16 protein-coding genes are annotated in these 15,481 nt (G+C 49.1%); 3 read left to right on the top strand and 13 right to left on the bottom strand.

The window, feature by feature from the left end; genetic code table 11:
- Nucleotides 1-94: 94 nt before the first annotated feature.
- The 12 genes from ABC831_RS05675 to ABC831_RS05730 all read right to left on the bottom strand — a co-directional run bounded on the left by ABC831_RS05675 (nt 95) and on the right by ABC831_RS05730 (nt 9,815).
- Nucleotides 95-283 carry a transposon-encoded TnpW family protein gene (locus ABC831_RS05675; RefSeq protein WP_002569233.1) on the bottom strand — a complete coding sequence of 63 codons (189 nt, stop codon included), beginning with the start codon at nt 281-283 and terminating at the stop codon, nt 95-97.
- The gene (locus ABC831_RS05680; RefSeq protein WP_002569234.1) at nt 280-1,134 is read right to left on the bottom strand and encodes an ATP-binding protein; all 855 of its coding nucleotides are present in this window, start codon (nt 1,132-1,134) and stop codon (nt 280-282) included. The genes ABC831_RS05675 and ABC831_RS05680 overlap by 4 nt, the downstream gene beginning before the upstream one ends.
- The gene (locus ABC831_RS05685) at nt 1,131-1,880 is read right to left on the bottom strand and encodes a phage replisome organizer N-terminal domain-containing protein (RefSeq protein WP_002569235.1); all 750 of its coding nucleotides are present in this window, start codon (nt 1,878-1,880) and stop codon (nt 1,131-1,133) included. Before ABC831_RS05685 ends, ABC831_RS05680 begins: the two co-directional genes overlap by 4 nt.
- A complete protein-coding gene (locus ABC831_RS05690; protein WP_002569236.1) occupies nt 1,870-2,082 on the bottom strand; it encodes a hypothetical protein in 213 nt (70 codons plus the stop codon). The genes ABC831_RS05685 and ABC831_RS05690 overlap by 11 nt, the downstream gene beginning before the upstream one ends.
- Before the next feature lie 185 nt (nt 2,083-2,267).
- Nucleotides 2,268-3,890 carry a relaxase/mobilization nuclease domain-containing protein gene (locus tag ABC831_RS05695; RefSeq protein WP_002569237.1) on the bottom strand — a complete coding sequence of 541 codons (1,623 nt, stop codon included), beginning with the start codon at nt 3,888-3,890 and terminating at the stop codon, nt 2,268-2,270.
- Nucleotides 3,862-4,260, bottom strand: coding sequence for a plasmid mobilization protein (locus ABC831_RS05700; RefSeq protein WP_002569238.1), 399 nt, complete (start codon nt 4,258-4,260; stop codon nt 3,862-3,864). Before ABC831_RS05700 ends, ABC831_RS05695 begins: the two co-directional genes overlap by 29 nt.
- 624 nt (nt 4,261-4,884) lie before the next feature.
- Nucleotides 4,885-5,088: a helix-turn-helix domain-containing protein gene (locus ABC831_RS05705; protein ID WP_003505336.1), complete on the bottom strand. Its 204-nt coding sequence runs from the start codon at nt 5,086-5,088 to the stop codon at nt 4,885-4,887.
- The gene (locus tag ABC831_RS05710; protein WP_003505338.1) at nt 5,078-5,524 is read right to left on the bottom strand and encodes an RNA polymerase sigma factor; all 447 of its coding nucleotides are present in this window, start codon (nt 5,522-5,524) and stop codon (nt 5,078-5,080) included. Before ABC831_RS05710 ends, ABC831_RS05705 begins: the two co-directional genes overlap by 11 nt.
- A gap of 204 nt (nt 5,525-5,728) precedes the next feature.
- Nucleotides 5,729-6,496, bottom strand: coding sequence for a class I SAM-dependent methyltransferase (locus tag ABC831_RS05715; RefSeq protein WP_102732903.1), 768 nt, complete (start codon nt 6,494-6,496; stop codon nt 5,729-5,731).
- Between the two features lie 50 nt (nt 6,497-6,546).
- Nucleotides 6,547-8,466, bottom strand: coding sequence for a tetracycline resistance ribosomal protection protein Tet(W) (gene tet(W), locus ABC831_RS05720; RefSeq protein ID WP_002586627.1), 1,920 nt, complete (start codon nt 8,464-8,466; stop codon nt 6,547-6,549).
- A 361-nt stretch (nt 8,467-8,827) separates the two neighbouring features.
- Nucleotides 8,828-9,349: a P-loop nucleotide/nucleoside kinase family protein gene (locus tag ABC831_RS05725; protein WP_102732904.1), complete on the bottom strand. Its 522-nt coding sequence runs from the start codon at nt 9,347-9,349 to the stop codon at nt 8,828-8,830.
- A gap of 262 nt (nt 9,350-9,611) precedes the next feature.
- Nucleotides 9,612-9,815, bottom strand: a complete 204-nt coding sequence (locus ABC831_RS05730; protein ID WP_343247279.1) for a hypothetical protein — start codon at nt 9,813-9,815, stop codon at nt 9,612-9,614.
- A gap of 313 nt (nt 9,816-10,128) precedes the next feature.
- On the opposite strand from ABC831_RS05730, the gene ABC831_RS05735 reads away from it, so the two are divergent.
- Both ABC831_RS05735 and ABC831_RS05740 read left to right on the top strand, forming a co-directional pair.
- Nucleotides 10,129-11,913: a sensor histidine kinase gene (locus ABC831_RS05735; protein WP_343247280.1), complete on the top strand. Its 1,785-nt coding sequence runs from the start codon at nt 10,129-10,131 to the stop codon at nt 11,911-11,913.
- 2 nt (nt 11,914-11,915) lie between these two features.
- The gene (locus ABC831_RS05740) at nt 11,916-13,463 is read left to right on the top strand and encodes a response regulator (protein ID WP_343247281.1); all 1,548 of its coding nucleotides are present in this window, start codon (nt 11,916-11,918) and stop codon (nt 13,461-13,463) included.
- Nucleotides 13,464-13,553: 90 nt separating this feature from the next.
- On the opposite strand, the gene ABC831_RS05745 is transcribed toward ABC831_RS05740, so the two are convergent.
- Nucleotides 13,554-14,468 (bottom strand): RpnC/YadD family protein, encoded by a 915-nt coding sequence (locus tag ABC831_RS05745; RefSeq protein WP_343247282.1) that lies wholly within the window; start codon nt 14,466-14,468, stop codon nt 13,554-13,556.
- Between the two features lie 173 nt (nt 14,469-14,641).
- Here ABC831_RS05745 and ABC831_RS05750 point away from each other — a divergent pair, with 173 nt between their 5' ends.
- Nucleotides 14,642-15,454: a class I SAM-dependent methyltransferase gene (locus tag ABC831_RS05750; RefSeq protein ID WP_343247283.1), complete on the top strand. Its 813-nt coding sequence runs from the start codon at nt 14,642-14,644 to the stop codon at nt 15,452-15,454.
- The last annotated feature ends 27 nt before the right edge of the window (nt 15,455-15,481 follow it).

Genomic DNA, 15,481 nt, shown 5'->3' on the forward strand with positions numbered 1-15,481 from the left:
ACAGCCAGCCCCACTATTCCGTACCTTGATTGTACCACATGGGGCGGCTGTCTGTATAGCGGCAAAAGCGTCAAATCTGCTTCTTTATGGTCGGTCAAATCGCCGTTTTTTGTGTAGCAGCTTCCGCTTCCAGCACTTTCATCATCTTGTCGGCTGCGGTGTCGGTTGCGCCCTGCTTGAAGAAGCCGGAAACGGTAAGGACGGAGTTGCCCATGCGGATTTCCGTCACACAGTCCGGGCGGCGGTCTGTTTTGGTGGTGCTTGTCTGTTTCGTTTCTGTCATAGGCTCTCCTTTCGCTGCTTCATCAGTTGCTTTAAGCGTTCCAGCTTTTCCTGTGCGGTTTCCTTTCGGAAGTTGCTGCCCGTGAAGCGGACGGGGGCGCACATGGAAGTCAGCCTGTCATAGATACGGGCGTGGGGCGTGTCCTGCGGGTGCTGCAATTCCTCCAGCGTGAGGTTGGTCGTGGCGATCAGCGGCTTGCCGCTTCGGTAACGGCTGTCAATCACGCTGTAAACCTGTTCCAGCCCGTATTCTGTTCCTCGCTCCATACCGAAATCATCAAGTATCAGCAGAGGGTAGCTGCAAAGGCGGGAAATATATTCGTTCCTGCCCTCAAAGCTGGCGGCAAGGTCACCCAGTATCGTTGCAAAGTTTGTCATGCAGACGGCAACCTCTTTTTCCATAAGGGCGTTGGCGATACAGGCGGCAAGGTAGCTTTTTCCCGTCCCCACGCCGCCCCAAAACAGGTAGCCGATATTTTCAGCCTGCATGGTTTCCCAGCTCTCCACATAAAAGCGGGCGGTTTCGGTCTGCGGGTTTCTGCCGTTGTCATGCTCAAATGTCCAGTTCCGCATAGCAGGGTCGGTAAAGCCCCGGCGTTTCAAGTCCTCCACTTTTTCAAGGTGCTTCTGTCGGCTTTCGGCGGCTTGCTGCTTTTCACGGGCTGCCCGCTGGCAGTCGCACTCTGCCGGGTGGCGGTCACGCCCGAAACAAGTCTTTCCCTCTGCAAAATAGGCTTCTTTGGGCGTATGGCACTTACCGCAGTATAAAAGCCCGTCCTCGCCTGTGTAGTCCTCCGCTTCGGCGGTAGTGGCTGTAATGTCCGTAATCATAGCTTCAATTCCGTTTTTCATAAGCTCTCGCCCTCCTTGCATGAATAATCGGGTATGCCCTGTTTCGGGGCAGCCTTGCCTTTGGCAGCGTCCTCCTGCGCCCACTTGTAAATGGTGGCTGCATGGCTGTGGTACTGTTTCCCGGTGGAAGCGATATGGCAGGAAAGCCGGTCAATATAATACTCCCACTTGTCGGGCAACTCTGTTTTTAGCCCGGAAAGCTCTGTATCGGTCAGTATCACATTGTTGTATCTGCCATAAGCGGCGGGGGCGGGGTGTCCCGTTTCTCCCTCTCTCTCTTTTTCTATCTCTATCTCTTTCTCTAACTCTATCTCTATCTCTGGTGGACGAATGTCGGACAAATGTCCGCCTTTTGTCCGGGGCGGTAAAAGTGCCTTGTTTTCCAGTCTTGCAGCCCGTTTCCGCTCGGCTTCGGTAGAGGACTGTCCTATCATCAGCTCAATGTCGGTCATATAGAAAGCCCCGCTGTCAAGCTGCTCCACAAGCCCCAACTGCCGGAAAATCTCTAAAGCCCTCTCAACCGTCCCTATCTGGTGGCGGGTCAGTGTCGCTATCATCTGCGCTGTGTAGGGGATATGCTCGTCAAGCTGCAATTTCCCGCCGTTTTTCAGCGATTTTAAGTACAGCTTCAAGAGGATATTGGAGTATAAAATCCCGTCTTTCATATCTTCCAGCAGCACAATGGAGTCGCTGTCAAAAAAGTTCTCTTTCAGCTTGAGGTAGTAATACTTGCGGTTATCTGCCATTGTCCCTGTCCTCCTTTTTCCGGCGTTTGGAGTAGTAGTGGGGGCAGAGTATGATAACCGCCCGGAAGCTCTGCTTGCAGCTATGGGTACAGCCCCGGCAGAGGTCATTGTATGTGATACGATCGCAGGTGGAATTCCCGACTTTCACTTGCCGCAGGAAAAAAGACCATTCCAGCCGCCGTTTCTTGCTCATTCTTGGCATGGGTGCGCTCCTTTCTGCCGTTTCCGCTGGTGTGGCGGTATCGGCGGTAATTCTGTATCATCTCGGTATCATTTTCGGGTTTTTTCTGCCCTATAAGCCCGTTAAAAAATCCTTTGGTATTTGCGGATAGGGTACGGGGCAGCCCCCTTGTTCTGTATAGGTTCGGGTACATTTTGGGGCGGTTTTTATCGTTCCTGTTCCTGCCTTTTCACAGGCTTGCGCTCCCGGTGTAAAATCTGGTCGATATTGCCCTTGACAGTCTGTAAGCGGCGGTATTCCTCCCGTTTTGCCCGGTAATCGTTGTAGCCGCTGTTTTTCTCTTGGATAAGGGTTTCAATCTCTGCTTGCAGGGCTTTATAGCTCGGCAGCTTGGAAATGCCGTTTTCCCTGAAATAGCGGGCGGCTGCGTCTGCTATGATAAAGTCGCTTTCGTACTTCTGACGGTAGGCTGCTTTTGCTTTGGCGTTTTTCTGCTGTTTCAGCCCGTCCCGGACAGGGCGGGTCTTGGAATAGGCAAGCACCTGCCGTTGCAGCTCCTTTTTCCCGTTCAGCGTCTTTTCCATCTGCTTCAGCTCTGTAAGGCTTTCCCGCATGGCGGTATAGGCGGCAGAACAGGCTTCGTCCAGTTCCTCCGGGGAAGAAAAGCCGTACTGCTGATAGGCGGTAACGGTAGCTGCCATTTGCTTTAGGTTGTGCTTTGCCGCCCAGCGGTCATAGCCCACGCCCTTGCCCTCGGCTCGCTTGGCTTCCCGGTCAACCATGCGCTGCAAGGTGTTGTCTGCCGGGGTGGTTTTTGTGGTTTTTTCCCCTTGTGACAGCTTTTTAACCGCGGCAGGGTATTCGAGTATGGCTTTGCTCTGTTCGGCGGCTCTGTGGGCGTTCTGCGTAAGCAGGACAAGGACAGCAGCCTTGTCAAAATCGTCCCCCAGCTTCCGGGCTGTGATAGGCTTTGTCCTGTCCGGCGTGAGGTAGGAAAGCCGCCCCCGGCTCTCCTTGACGGTCACACCCTCCCGCAGCAAAAGGGAAGAAAATTCGTCAAAGCTGCCAGCTTGGGAAAGTGCCTGCCGTATCGTCCGGCGCAGCTTCGCCTTGTCCGTTTCAAACTTGGTGGGCTTGGTCGGCTGTCCTGCGGCTTCTCTGACAGCGTTCTCTTTATCAAGGGCAAGCTGTCCTTTCTTTGCCGCCCAGTATTCCCGTTCGGTTATCCGTTCCTTGCTGCCGCTTAGGAGGTCGATTTGGTAAAGCCCCTCCCGGTGGCACATCTCCATGACTTCACTCTTGAAATATTCCATAGCGGCGTTGGTGCAGCGGTGCTTGCAGCCCTCCCGTGTGTCGGCTGGTCTGTCCATGTAGGGCAGAAGCGGGACTTCATAAATCCGCAGGGAGTTGATGACGATATGCACATGGATATTGCCGCTGTGGTTATGCCCGTCCGGGTGGGTGCAGACTAAGGCTTGGTGTCCGGGGAAATGCTCTTTACAGAACTGCTCGCCCAGCTCCTGCGCCCGGTCTACGGTCAAGCCGTTGTCTGTCCCGTCCCGTGGGTCAAAGCTGATGATATAGTGGTGGCTTTTCACATCTTCCCGTTTTTGGTTTTTCTCATAGCGGAGATTAGCCCGCATACAGGCAACAGCGAAATCCTCGCCCCCACAGTTGAGGGAAGAAATGCGGTAATCCTCCCTCGGTATCAGCCGCCCGTTTTCATCAAGGGTGGGCTTCATGGTAAACTCGTCATGCTCAAATGTGAGATAGGCTTCCGCTGCGCCATAGTCCGCATTTTTAGAGCTGATATGTTTGAATGTTGCCAACAGCGTCACCCACTTTCTGCAAGACTTCAAACTTTAGGGCAGCAAGGTCGGAAACCGCCGCCCGTACCTCCCCGGCAAGCTGCGGGTAGGGGCTGTGCCACTCGTTCAGCGTCCGGGCTATCTGGTTTAAGTTGCCGCCGATCCTGCCGTATTCGGCGGTCAGCTTCCCGACAGCGGCAAGCAACTCGTCATTGACGGGGGAAACGGTTATGATGGGGCGTATGGCTGCCCCGGTTATGGCTTGCCGGATAAACTCGGCTTGGCTCATGTTGTAAGCAGAAAGCCTTTCCGCAAACTCGGCGTATTCTTCCTCGGTCATGCGTGTCTTGACTACCCGGCTGCGGTGCGGCGTGTTATATCGTTTTCGCATGGTAAAACCTCCTTCGGCTGTGCGTGGTGTCCTCTCACTAATAGGAGAAAAACAGGGTGTAAAGCGGAACTGTTTTTGAAAAATCCGAAAAATTATTTTGAGGGATTTTCCAGCGGCGTAAGCCGCATAAGCAGGGTTTGGGGAAGGCACTCCCCAACAAGATTCCCGCAGGGGCAAAATGAGCGATAAGCGAATTTTGGTACTGCGGTAGAATCTTGCTCTGAAAAACTCCGGCGTTCCCCGGCTTCCGTACTTTCCGCTAACAAGACGTTTCAAAAGGGCTTTGCTACCCGCTATTCCGGCATATCTTGAAAATTTTCCTTTCACTACCTACAACACCACGCAAAGCAAAATGGACGGAGATTTTTAGAATTTCCCCTTATTCCCTACAACACCACGCAAGCCGAAAAAGGCGGACAATGGCAGTATTTTTTTCTTTGATACCCTCCACGGATAAGTAAGGGATTTTGCCAACTGCGGCGGCAATTTTCCCTTTTGTTTTTTCATACTGGGGATTTTCAAAAATGCCAAACAGGAACGAAAAAAAGCAGCAAATCTGTTGAATAGATTTACTGCTTTCTGGTTGCCGGCGAAGCGGCGGTTATTCAGTTGTAGGCGGTAGGGCTATCTCCCAAAGCGGAACTTGAAAATAGCTGTGAGAAGCGTCTGGGTGATGTAGTCCTCTGTATCTTGGTCTACCCGTCCATTCACACGGGCGGCACATTGTATGCGGCGGCGGTAATACTGCAATACAGTTCCCACCGCTTCCGGCTCCCCGCTGGTGGCTTGGACGATTGTTTCATAGGGGAGAAGCCTATTATTTCTCATATGCCATTCCCTCCATTTCCGCTTGGAGCTGCCGTAGGACTTTTCGGATATGGTAGCCCGCTGTGCTGCGGCTGCGCCCGTACTGTCTGCCAATTTCGTGCTGTGGAATACGCTTGAAAAAGGACAGGTAAATCATTTCCCGCTCCCGTTCGTCCAGCCGTGACAGGGCTTCCGCAAGTAAGCCGCTGCTGAAAATGACCGTATCGCCGCAAAGGGTAAGTATGTATTCCTCGTCCGGCTCCGGGGCTTGGAAATATTCATCTGTCGTGCCTAAAGGGTAGTGCTTTTCGTCTGTGAGGTATTCAAGGGATATTTCTCTTTTGTGCTTCCTGCTCCGTGTCCTCGCTGCGTTGATCGTTGCATTTCGGATAACGACTTTGCAAAAGGCATGGAAAGTGTACTCGATATGTTCCCGATATTCTTCTGTACAGGTCATGGAAAATCCCCCTTTCCTCCCAAAAGGGCTGTGGCTGGTTAGTAGTTGCTTTTTATGATAGTAAGGGGCGGCAGCACTTTAGGCTGTCGCTCCTTGACTGCCTAACTGCAAAACCGGGCGGGGCTGTCAACGGCGGGCGAAGCCCGTTCATCTTGACCGTTGACTGGCTCGGCCAGGTTTGCTATTTATCCGGCAAACTTGAATTTATTTTAAGCTATCACGTTTTACCTTTTTAAGCCTTACTATCATTACCATAGGAATTTCTTTGTTGTTTTTGAAACATTCTTCATAAAATCCATCAATGACAAATCCAGCTCTAAAACAAAGGTTAAAAATATCTTGTATGGAACGATGATAATAAATCTGCTCCTCCGGTTGCCCTTCAATCGCTATACCATAGTAACTGTGCGGTGTCATATATTTTTCAGTCAACGTGATAAAACAAGGGTGTTGCGTTGCAAAGACAAAAATTCCGCTTTCCTGCAACAGTTCATAAACAGCCATAAGAAGTGGTTCAATATCCGTAATATCCATAATTGCCATATTAGAAACTGCTTTCGTAAAGGCTCGATTTCTTTTTAATTCTAATATACTTTTTCTATCGGTCGCATCCGCCACACAAAATTCAATTTGTTTTGCATATTGTGATTGCCGTCTTTTAGCCAATTCTATCATTTTTTTGCTGTAATCAAAAGCGACAACCGAAGCGCCTCTTTGTGCAAGATACGAAGAATAATTTCCATTGCCACACGCAATATCCAAAATGTAATCCGCAGGATTAGGAGATAGAAGTTCCGTTACTTTGGGACGCACTACCTCTCTGTGAAATTCATTAGATTCGTCACCCATTGCATTATCCCAAAATTGTGCGTTCTCCTCCCAGATTTTTTTACTTTCCTCTGTTCCCATGTTCTCTCCCACTCCCCAAATTTGCTTTTTTGCTTCCATTAAATCTTCCTTACTATATTCCATTGTTACCCTCCATAACTTCTGATTGTTGCCGTCTTGACGATTATGTATCTTTACATTACCTTCTGAAACATATGGCGCACCTTGTCCAGGCGGCTGTTTGGACGGCGGGGCTGGATGACCGGCTGACCGACAGCGGCCTGATATCCTTTCAGCTCTGTAAGGCATACGCTCCGCCCGTTGGTGTAAAAGGCCAGATCAGTACGGTATGCCTGTATACAGCGGGCGGGAATCTCGCCAGTAAAGACAACTTCATCCTTTTTTACCTGGGCCGTTTCGATGGTGGCACAGTATTTCGGTGCATCATGATAAGCCCTGGAAAGGTATTCCTGGGGCGCATAGAGGATGAAGGAGAGATAAGGTTCCAGCAGCTGCGTCCCCGATTCCTTCAATGCCTGTTCCAATACAATCGGGGCCAATGAGCGGAAGTCCGCCGGCGTGCTGACCGGACTGTAATAAAGCCCGTATTCAAAGCAAATCTTACAGTCCGTTACGTTCCAGCCGAACAAGCCCTGCTCCAGCCCGTAACGGATACCATCCCTGACAGCGTTTTGAAAACTCTGGTTCAAGTATCCCAGCGAAACCCGGCTCTCGTATTGTACACCGGAGCCAAGCGAGAGTGGTGTAACAGACAGTCCTATGGATGCCCAAAACGGGTTGGGCGGCACCTCGATATGGATGGTGTGGCTGGCTGCTTTGAGCGGCCGCTCCATATAAATGACGGAGGGTTCCTTTACCACTGTTTCAAGCTTGTATTTTTCCGACAGCAAAGCGGAAACAACCTCCAACTGCACCCGGCCCAAAAAAGAAAGAATGATCTCATGGGTGATGGAATCCACTTCGCAACGCAAAAGCGGGTCAGTATCCGCAAGTTGCGTAAGAGCGTCCAGCAGCCGTTCTCTTTGCGCTGCCGTTTTCGGCGCAATCGTCGTCCGCAGCATGGGGAGGGGGTCCTCGCGCCACCTTTTACGAGGGAGCCGGGTTTGGTCCCCTAATACATCGTTTAACCTCACGCTGTCGCTGGGAAGGATAACAATTTCACCCTGATAAGCGGTGTCTGTCCGAACAATTTCCCCTTTGGATGGAATACGCATCTCTGTGATTTTCAGCTTTTCTCTCCCGGCCAGGGCCACCGTATCCCGCAGGCGCAGCGTTCCGCTGTATAACCGTAGATAGACACGCCGCTGGCCGCAATCGGTGTACTCAACCTTGAAAACGCTGCCGCATAGGGCGGCGCCCCCCTGTTCCCCAATCGGTTGGAACAGCCCTGTCACCGCATCCATCAACGGTTGAATGCCAAGGCCATTTTTGGCGCTGCCATGATAGACTGGGAACAGGGAGGCGTCTTGAACCCGCTGCTGTTCCTCCCGCGCAAGTTTTTCCCGGCTGATTGGTTCTCCTGCGATATACTTTTCCAATAATTCATCGTTATTTTCGATGACCGCATCCCATGCTTCTATGTCGGTATTTTCCTCCAGGACTATTTCCGGGGACAGCGACACCGTCTGCTTGATGATAATATCGGCGGAGAGCTTATCCCGAACAGACTGAACCACGCTCTGCAAATCAACGCCAGCCTGGTCGATCTTGTTGATAAAGATAACGGTGGGAATGTTCATTTTCCGCAGGGCATGGAACAGAATACGGGTCTGGGCCTGCACGCCATCTTTAGCGGAGATCACCAAGATGGCCCCATCTAAAACAGCCAAAGAGCGGTACACCTCCGCCAAAAAATCCATGTGGCCGGGCGTATCCACAATGTTAACTTTACATCTGTGCCACTGGAAGGAAGTGACTGCCGCTTGAATGGTAATCCCACGCTGCCGCTCCAAAAACATGGTGTCCGTCCTCGTTGTCCCTTTTTCGACGCTCCCCGGTTCTGAAATGGCTCCGCTGGCATATAGCAGGCTCTCCGTCAAGGTCGTCTTTCCAGCGTCTACATGGGCAAGAATTCCAATATTGATTATTTTCATGTGATTGTCCTCCCTTTACAGCCCCAAAGGGCATAAAAATCCCCAGCAGTAAAATACTTTTACCACTGGGGATTCTAATTTGCGGACATACACATATACAGCATACACCTATTTGTGATTGCTGTTTTTTGAATATGTCAAAATTGATAAGGCAAAAGTATTCTTAAATTGGGTACAAAAAACCAAGCCCCCACAAAAGGAGCTATCATAATTCTTTGTTCCCACTATTTGATTATAGTTTTATTTAAGAATACCTTGCCGCATATTTTTTACTCCTTTTCTGGAATGAAGCTATTATATCACATCAGTTTTAGGAAAGCAAGTACCTAAAAGAAATTTTTCTTCCCCTTATATGTAACAATCATACCGGCTTCCTAGCGTTCAGAATGTTTTCTGCTGTCTGCTGTGGTGTTTGGTTGGAATTGTCCAACCAAAAGCCGATCCGTGGTGTTGTCTGCATAAATGTATCGTATAAGGTTTCAACCGTAAAGCCGGAATAGCCTGTTTTCTCCCTGTATCGTTCCCTTTCTTTTATTGTTTCCACATCTGGACAAAGAACGACAACCTCAACAGGGTATTTATGCAGATAATTTATCATTCGGTTTAATTCATCACCGTAGTAGTTATCTTGGATCACTACAGAAAAGCCGTTGTCAAAGTATGACCTTGCCGCATCAGCAGTCAATTTGTATCGAAGGTACAGCTGGCGGACTGCTTCCGCTGATGGGGTAGCTGACATATTTTCTCTGCCTGAAATAATCATTTTTCGGAACACATCACCACGAAGATGGACGCATTTTTCTATTGATTTTGCCAGTAAATCGGAAACTGTAGATTTTCCAGAAGCCATTAAGCCTGTAATGAGATAAATTTTTTGTTTCATTTCACTTCCTCCGGCACAAAAAATATGTACATGTAACTAATTCAACACATTTATAATTTGAATAGGGACATTATAGCATTTACTAAATACAAATTCAATGTATACGGAAAGAAAGATATAAGGAGTGGGAGGGATTCCGCCGTAGTCGGCATTGTAGGAAAATCCAAAAGTTTAGATTTTCCCACAATGCTTATCTTTTGGTCTTTGGTTCGGAATAGTGTAGTGCTGGCGGTCTATCTCTTGTTTTCGGTTGCTTGCTTCCTTACCGTACATGAGCATTCGTCCAGGTAATGTTGATCTCTTTCTTTTCCCCATCGGACTGCACCTTTGGGCTTTGTGTTTCCTGTCCGGCCTGCGCCTGTGAGGAATCCCCTTTGTCCCCGCTGCTATCCGCCTGTGTCCCGCACCCTGCCGCCAGGCTTAAGGTTAACATTGCCGATAGCGCTACACTGATCCATTTTTTCATGACATCGCCTCCGTTTTGATTTTTCTTTGTGGTGTGTTGCTGATTTTTATTATACGGGGATAAATAATAAAATAAATTCAGTAATTATGGTTCCTTCTTTATAATATTTTTCTATTTCACCCCAAACGAATATTTTTATAAATATGGGTATACACTTTGTACAAATCTACTAATTCCCGTCCGATTTCTGTCCATAACTTATGGATCTTTTACAGTTTCTCATGTTATAATATCATTGTTTTATAAAAACGTCGATTCATGTCGAACAGAATTTGTTGCCACAGGAATTTTCCTTCTCATTCGGAGGACAGTTATGAAAAGGATAAGAATTTTAAAACAAAAACAGGGGATTTCCTTCCAGCCGCTTCTGATTCTCTGCATCTCAGGGCTTTTGTCCGCCACGGCCCTTTTGCTGCTGGCCGTTCCCGCCCGCCTCTATGCGTCGCTGTACGAAGAGCAGGCAAAGGGGTATTGCGGCAATATTGTATACCAGACCAGTGTCGGAATCTCCCAGGCCATCACCACATTTGACGCCAAGATCAACCGTCTGTCGGACGACCCTGTGATCCGTTCGCTCTTAAGTTCTCCCTTAACAGCCGCCGACCGGTGGTATGAATACAAGACCGCTGTCTCAGACCAGTTCGTACCGCAGACCATGGATGACTATTACCTGCAGGAGCTGGATCTGTATATCAAAGGGGCCGGCTCTGCGCTCCAGTACGGAAGCAAACCCGTGAACCTGCCCGACCCCTTCGACAGCTCCTATTACCGCCATTCGCTGATCTATCCCGTGGAGATGAATTGGCTGGGCTACCATACCGGGGATGACTGTATCGACATCGCGAAGGTGTTATATGACTACTCCACATATGAAGTGCAGGGTTTTTTCGTTATCCGGCTGTCCAAGGACTTTCTGCTGGACAAATTCGAGGCTTTCAACACCATTGATCCGGAACAGCTGTATATCCTGGACGACAAGGGAACCGTGCTTTGTTCCAACAGTACCGCCTTTCTGGGACGGCCGTTTCCCTATCCTTACGAACAGTTGACCCAGGATCAGGGATCGGTCAGGGCAAAGGACCATCTGATCGTTTATTCCGGATTCCGGAATATTTCCACGGATTTCCCTTACCGGAACTGGACTGCCGCCATCACTCTGGACCAGAATAAGCTGCTAAAGGATTTCCGGCAGATCCTGTACCTGTTCATCGTCATTACCGCCGGTATCATCACGGCCGGCGTCTTTCTCACCGTGCGTCTCTCCCGCTATCTGACGCATCCCATCGAACACGTGGTCCTGGCCATGAATGAGGTGGAGCACGAGAATCTGCAGGTCAGCCTCCCAGATACCCACCATATCCGCGAGATCCAGTCCATCAATCATGGCTTCAACCGGATGACGGCCCGTCTGGATACGCTGATCAACACCGTATATAAGACACAGCTGGCCCAGAAGGAAGCGCAGCTCAAGATCCTGCGTTCCCAGATCAACCCTCATTTTCTGTTTAATACCCTGCAGCTCATCAGCTGGAAAGCGTATGAGTACGAGGCTGACCAGGTATGCGACATGATCGGAAGTTTAAGCTATATGCTGCAGGCAGACCTGGAGGCAGGCGATGACAACTGGTACACGCTTCGGGATGAGCTTACATACATCCGCCACTATGAGCGGATCATCCACTGCAAATACGAAAATAAAATCACCTTCAGCATCCAGGTACCCGAGGAACTTCTGGATTGCAGAATTCCAAAGCTGATCCTTCAGCCGTTTCTGGAGAACTCGGTCTCCCACGGTCTGGCGCCCAAAGACGGGACCGGCCAGGTCTCGCTGCGCGTATCCAGTGACGGACAGATTCTGACCGCGGTCATCTTAGATGACGGTGTGGGGATGCGTGACGGGCTGTTGACTGCCCTGCAGGATTCTGCCCCCTCCCATCCGGAAGAGGCGGACGCTAAGGGACATCATATTGCGCTCATGAATATTCAGAACCGGATTCACATTTTATATGGGGAACGATACGGCTTTACCATCGAAAGCCGGCTGTATGCGGGGACGGCCGTTACTTTACGGATTCCCTGCGAGAAAGGAGACAGATAAACATGCTGAAAGTATTAATCGTCGAAGATGAGGCCGGTATCCGCAACAGCATCGCCAACGCCTTTTCCTGGGAAGAGATGGGCTGTGAACTGTTCGGTGCGGCCGGTTCGGGCCTCCAGGCCCTGGAGCTGTGTCTGAATACACCGCCTGATCTGGTGATCTCGGATATCGTTATGCCCGGGATCGATGGACTGACTTTTTTAAAATACATCCGTGAAAAATACCCGTTCACCCAATTTATCATTCTGACCGGGCACCGGAATTTTGATTATGCCAAGGACGCTCTGAACCTGGGCGCGGCATTTTTCATGTTAAAACCCATCAACTTCATGGAGCTGGAGGACTCGATTCGCAAACTTATCGCCAAGATCATGCAGGAAAGGGAAAACAAAAAAATAGAGACTCAGCAGGAGCATATCCTGAGAAGCCTCCTAAACGGCCGGATCTATCACAATACTTCGCTGCTCCCCCAGGTAAAAAATCTCCTGAACCGAATCCGCGATTACCGGGTCTGTGTATTGAAATTCGATGACGATATCGAGAACGATCCGTTCCGCCTGCAGAACCTCATGGTGTTCTGCGAGAATCTGACAGCCCGGGAAAACCTGTTGATGGTAAAGGCAGACAATGCCCATCTGGTATTTATCCTGCTGCTGTCACAAAAGGACTCTTCCTTTGAGGAAATGAGAAGCTATCTGCTAAAGCTGCTGCAACGGGTCTATGATTTCTTCCACATCACCGTCTCCGCCGGGGTCAGCGAGGTCCGCCACGGTTATGACACCCTGCACGAGGCCTACATCCAGGGACTTCGGGCGCTGAGCCAGAAATTCTTTACCGGGAACGGGAGTGTCCATATGTTTCACGCGCCGGGATCCCTCCCTTTGGTTACGGACTATAATCAGCTGCTGGGATTCTGTCAGGATATCTTAACCTGGCTTAGCAGCGGAAATCCCGACAGCTTAAGCCTGTTCACAGACCGCCTGTTTTCCGAGTTCCTGTCCTCTTTCGGAAGCGACGCCAGCCTGCTCAAAAGTTCGTTCGTGGTCCTCTTTTCCCTTTGTATCCAGAAAACCATCGGGGAGGATGCCAGACAGCTGGCCATCCTGCTGGAGCGCTATTCAAACTTCCAGAAAGTGATCCGGTGTGAGAGCATCGAGGTCCTCAAAGACCTTCTGCTGAATCTCATTATGGATCTCGGAGATTATCATACCGTAAAATCCGGTACCAAACAGGTAATCGTACAAAAGATCACCGATTTTATCGACCGGAATTATCAGGACAATATATCACTAAACGACGCCGCCAGGATCGTATACCTGTCCCCCTCCTATTTAAGCACGCTGATCACCAGCGAGACCGGTAAAAATTTTACAGAGATCCTGAATGAAGTGCGGATCAAAAAAGCAATCGGGCTGCTGAAAGATCCATCCCGCAAAATTACCGAGATCGCCTATGCCGTGGGTTTTCACGAGCCCCAGTATTTCTCGATTATTTTCAAAAAGCTGACGGACCTGACCCCCAGGGATTACCGGAAGCTCTATTTATCCTGATTCTTTTCATTAAAATTAATCCATGATAGTGTCCGAAACCCAGGGTGCAAATCTGGTTTTCGGACACTATCATTGGAGGGGCGGATATTCCTATGTAGCCTGTAATCCGGCCAGGTTCTCGAATTCGGGCAGCGTTGACGCCTTTTTGGCCGCTTTCAGCCATTCCGCAAGCACCGCCGGATTCTTTTCCTCCCGTATTCTGTCGGCCAGCGCAGCCGGAATACCATAATCCTCCAACAACAAAAATATATCTTCTCTTCTTCCTTCGATTATCCCATCCTCTTTTGCCTCACTGCATTTCACCTCGATATCCAGTTCCCGGCTGTATTCTGTCATCAGCATATTTTCCACCTCCGAACCATGTTCCTCAAGATAATCCTTTAATACGTTCTCCTCTTTGCTTTTCATTATAGCCTGGCGGATGGCTTCCTGCAATGGGAAACTTTGCTGATAGGACCGTACCAGTTCCACAAAATAACTGTAATCCTTAAGAGCTGCACATTTCTCCAAAAATTCCGGATTCTCTTTATAATTGATATTGATCACCCGGACCCGGAATTCTAATTCCACTTCCCCTCCTTTTTGCATATAAGCATCCGAAAGTCTCATAACCGAATCCGGAGGCAGCTTCTTCAAACCATTGTAAAAAACTACAAACTGTGGATTTGGCAGGGGGATCTGTCTGGTAGAATAAATCCCCGCACCTTTCGTTAACTTTTCATATAATCTGGCGATATACATGAGGCCCCGTAAAGGCATATTGGGATTATAGCTGCTCTGATGCTCATACAGGGATAATTCCTCCTGGCACAGTAAAAATGATACATCATTTTTCATATTCATATATAATACATTCTCCAGGGTATTCACCCGAAGATCCTCCGGATTCTCATAATTCGTATCCCGGACAGCATTATACAATTGAAGCAGACGGGTACGATCGGAAAACAGATGAATAAACATTCGGTCCTTATAGGTTACAGCAGGACCCGGATAATCATCCATAAGCACAAACCTCCAAATAAAAATAAAGTCAATCATTCTAACACAAGCCGTGGCAATCCCAGAATACAGCTCACGGGTACATCACAGCAAATCACTGATCAATGTATTGAAAAATTTCCTATTCCTATGCTATACTAATCACTATTATATCTGGCGGAGGTGGAAATACAGAGATGGAAAATAAGATCGACGAGAACGCAATCGTAAAAGAATATTACGACGGGAATCCGGAAATGGAATGGGAACGGCTTAACGGCTTTCATTTTGAATTCGAAATAACCAGGCAAATGCTGCACCGGCATCTGAAAAAGGGAAGCGTTTTGGATATAGGCGGCGGCCCCGGCAGATACAGCCTCTATTTAGCTTCGCTTGGCTATGATGTCACGCTTCTGGATCTGAGCGATGGAAATATCCAGCTGGCAAAAGAGAAAGCCCGGGAACTTGGCGTAAAGATCAAAGCTTTTCCCTGTGACGCCAGAGACCTTTCCGGACTTAACCTGGGAGAATATGACAATGTCTTACTGATGGGGCCTCTTTACCACCTGTTCCAGGAGTCAGACAGGGAAACTTGTGTCTTAGAAGCCAAAAAACATATGAAAAAAGATGGGCATTTTTTTGCGTCTTTTATAACCATCGCCGCAGGACTGCTTTTTTATTTAGATGAATGCCCTTATGAGCTGATTCACGAACCTGCGCTGGATCTGTTTCATTATATGGAAAATGATAAATCCTGGAGCGGTACCGCATTTACCGAGGCCACCTTTATCAACAACCTGGAAATCACTCCGTTTTTCCGCCGGCTCGGTTTTGAGAAAATCACGTTATTCGGACAGGAGGGGATAACCGGCCCCCGTTTGTCGGCTTTAGAAAAGGCACCGGAAAACGTACGGGATTTATATTTAGACCTGTCCCTCCGGCTCTGTGAAAATCCCCAGTATTTTCCATACAGCCCCCATTTGATGTATGTCGGCAGACAGATGCCCTGATGCCAGACTGAACCTGGCTTAAGATGC

Source organism: Diplocloster hominis, assembly GCF_032380655.1.
Taxonomy (GTDB): domain Bacteria; phylum Bacillota; class Clostridia; order Lachnospirales; family Lachnospiraceae; genus Diplocloster; species Diplocloster hominis.

Bases quoted from the DNA above. Each gene is read 5' to 3' on its own strand.
- ABC831_RS05705 (WP_003505336.1), bottom strand. From the start codon at position 5,088: ATGAGAAATAATAGGCTTCTCCCCTATGAAACAATCGTCCAAGCCACC.
- ABC831_RS05685 (WP_002569235.1), bottom strand. From the start codon at position 1,880: ATGGCAGATAACCGCAAGTATTACTACCTCAAGCTGAAAGAGAACTTT.
- ABC831_RS05700 (WP_002569238.1), bottom strand. From the start codon at position 4,260: ATGCGAAAACGATATAACACGCCGCACCGCAGCCGGGTAGTCAAGACA.
- ABC831_RS05680 (WP_002569234.1), bottom strand. From the start codon at position 1,134: ATGAAAAACGGAATTGAAGCTATGATTACGGACATTACAGCCACTACC.
- ABC831_RS05745 (WP_343247282.1), bottom strand. From the start codon at position 14,468: ATGGATGATTATCCGGGTCCTGCTGTAACCTATAAGGACCGAATGTTT.
- ABC831_RS05725 (WP_102732904.1), bottom strand. From the start codon at position 9,349: ATGAAACAAAAAATTTATCTCATTACAGGCTTAATGGCTTCTGGAAAA.
- ABC831_RS05750 (WP_343247283.1), top strand. From the start codon at position 14,642: ATGGAAAATAAGATCGACGAGAACGCAATCGTAAAAGAATATTACGAC.
- ABC831_RS05715 (WP_102732903.1), bottom strand. From the start codon at position 6,496: ATGGAATATAGTAAGGAAGATTTAATGGAAGCAAAAAAGCAAATTTGG.
- ABC831_RS05690 (WP_002569236.1), bottom strand. From the start codon at position 2,082: ATGCCAAGAATGAGCAAGAAACGGCGGCTGGAATGGTCTTTTTTCCTG.
- ABC831_RS05730 (WP_343247279.1), bottom strand. From the start codon at position 9,815: ATGAAAAAATGGATCAGTGTAGCGCTATCGGCAATGTTAACCTTAAGC.
- ABC831_RS05735 (WP_343247280.1), top strand. From the start codon at position 10,129: ATGAAAAGGATAAGAATTTTAAAACAAAAACAGGGGATTTCCTTCCAG.
- ABC831_RS05675 (WP_002569233.1), bottom strand. From the start codon at position 283: ATGACAGAAACGAAACAGACAAGCACCACCAAAACAGACCGCCGCCCG.
- ABC831_RS05710 (WP_003505338.1), bottom strand. From the start codon at position 5,524: ATGACCTGTACAGAAGAATATCGGGAACATATCGAGTACACTTTCCAT.
- ABC831_RS05740 (WP_343247281.1), top strand. From the start codon at position 11,916: ATGCTGAAAGTATTAATCGTCGAAGATGAGGCCGGTATCCGCAACAGC.